The 2,194-nt window shown below is 71.4% G+C and carries 1 protein-coding gene and 2 pseudogenes; all 3 read right to left on the reverse strand.

Going from position 1 to position 2,194, the window contains the following annotated elements; all coding sequences use genetic code 11:
• Positions 1-208: pseudogene (locus ABZ281_RS46810) on the reverse strand (phosphopeptide-binding protein); the annotation flags it as partial.
• Between the two features lie 32 nt (positions 209-240).
• The gene (locus ABZ281_RS46815; protein WP_356664653.1) at positions 241-1,587 is read right to left on the reverse strand and encodes a VWA domain-containing protein; all 1,347 of its coding nucleotides are present in this window, start codon (positions 1,585-1,587) and stop codon (positions 241-243) included.
• 125 nt (positions 1,588-1,712) lie between these two features.
• Positions 1,713-2,194, reverse strand: a pseudogene (locus ABZ281_RS46820) (protein phosphatase); the annotation flags it as partial.

Genomic DNA, 2,194 nt, shown 5'->3' on the forward strand with positions numbered 1-2,194 from the left:
CCCCGTTGGACACGCCGAAAAGGAGCCGCCGACGACCGGCGGGCTGGCCGGGGCAGCCGCGGCCACCCTGGCCGGCCGGGGGCGGGAAACCGTAGCCGCCGGGCGGCGGCGGGGGAGGAGGCGGAGGCACGGCACCCGCCATGCGGTGACCGCAGACCTCGCACCAGTCGTCGGAACCCGACTGGTGTCCGTTCGGGCAGGTCGGCATGTCGGCGCGTCCCTCCTTCGATCTCTTCCAGGTCACTTCTTGACGCGAACGGTCTTGGTGGAGCGGGTTTCGAGCGTCATCTCGTCAGCCTCCGCGACCTTCGCCTTCAGTCGCACAGTACCGGTCGCGGCATCGACCACGTCCACCACCTTCGCAAGCAGTTTCGCAGTATCGGCGTTCCCGGAGGCACTCGCGAGCTGAACGGCCCGGCCTAGTTTGGCCGTTGCTCCATCCATATCGCCCGACTTGCGAAGATCCAGACCCTGTTGGATGACTTGTGCCAGTTCGGCCTGCCCCGTGTAGTGGGCGACCTGAGGGTTGATCGACGTCGAGGCGACCATGTCGTCCGTCCACACGGCCCGCACCAGGCCCTGCGCGCCGAGGTTCTGGGCGCTGCCGTCGGGCTGCGGAACGACCAGGGAGATCCGGGCCGCCAGCATCTCCTGCCCGATGGTCGCGACCGGGACCTCGACGCAGACGTGGTAGTCACGGGACTCGTCTCCCCAGGAACCAAGGGGGTAGTCGCCGGCGCGCGGGCCCGCCTCGGTGCGTCGGCCGGTCAGCTCCTCGACCGTCGGCGCGACCTGCTTGACGAACTTCACGGTCGTGTCGACCGGGGTCCACAGCCGCAGGGAGACGTCCGCGACCTCCTTGCCCATCGCCATCTCCATCATCTGCGTGAAGTCGGCGGCGAGCGCGGCCGGATCGGCGACGATGTCGGCGGTGCCGAGCAGGGCCGAGGCGATCCCTGTGACTTCTTTCACTTCCCAGTCGGTGCCCACGCCGCGCGCGTCACACGTGAAGCGCCCGGCGCAGGCGTCGAGCGCGGCCTTCAGGTCCTGGGGCGATTCGTGCTCGTTGCGGCCGTCGGTGAGCAGGATGCCGTGCCGGATCGCGACGTCTGCGGAGGAGAGCAGGCGGTCGGCGAGTTTCAGCCAGGTGCCGATGGCCGTGCCGCCGCCGGCGCTGAGCGAGCGCAGCGCCTGCTTGGCCTGCTCGCGGGTGGTGGCGTCGGCGACCGCGACGCGCCCGCCGCCCGGGTAGACCTCCTTCGCCACGTGCGTCCCGCCGATCACCGCGAAGTGCACCCCGTCGCGCAGGGTGTCGATCGCCGCGGCCGTCGCGTCGCGGGCGTTGCGCATCTTGGTCGGCGGGTAGTCCATCGACCCCGAGCAGTCGACCATGATCGCCACGGCCGCGGACGGGCCCTGGCCGGGCGAGTAGAGGTGGGGCGACGCGACCGCGCTGCCGATCGTGCCGCCGCCGGTCGCCGTCACCGTGACGATGGCGTTGACCTCGCCGGCGCCCTCCGGCAGGTACTCGTTCTGGTAGACGTCCACCGAGAACCGGGGCACGTTCGACTTCGAGAAATTGGCCATGCCTGCTTCGATCCCCCTTCAAAGCCCCCGCCGCGGCGGGGTGATGAGCAGTAGGCGGACCGGCTCCCTCCGGTCCGCCGAGGCGTCCCTCGACGTGGCCTCAGGCCGATTCCCTCGACGTGGCCTCAGGCCGATCCTGCCCCCTGGGGCACGGCCGGGAACGGCACGAGCGCCACTGTTACGTTGTCGTGGCCCCCGCCGTCGAGCGCATGGCCGAGGAGCACGCGGGCGCTGTGCAGCGGATGCACGGCGGCGTCGAGCGGGACGACCCGCGCCATGTCCTCGGCCGCCTCCGCGTAGTTCCACAGGCCGTCCGTGCAGACCACCACCACTCCGGGCCGGTCCGGCTTGAACGCGGCGGTGTGCGGTTCCAGTTCGTAGGCGTCCGCCCCGAGCCAGCCGGTGATCGCGTGGGCGCGTTCGTCGGCGTAGGCCTCGGCCTCGTTCATCAGGCCGGCGGCGACCATCTGCGCGGCCCACGAGTCGTCCTCGGTGAGCCGGGCGGGGGGAGCGCTGCGGTCGACCGGGACCCAGTAGGCGCGGCTGTCGCCGACCCAGCCGACGATCAGCAGGCCCGACGTCACCACGGCGCCGACGATGGTGCAGG

Origin of the sequence: Streptomyces sp. NPDC006265, from assembly GCF_040613555.1 — a bacterium.
Taxonomy (GTDB): domain Bacteria; phylum Actinomycetota; class Actinomycetes; order Streptomycetales; family Streptomycetaceae; genus Streptomyces.

Bases quoted from the DNA above. Each gene is read 5' to 3' on its own strand.
- ABZ281_RS46815 (WP_356664653.1), bottom strand. From the start codon at position 1,587: ATGGCCAATTTCTCGAAGTCGAACGTGCCCCGGTTCTCGGTGGACGTC.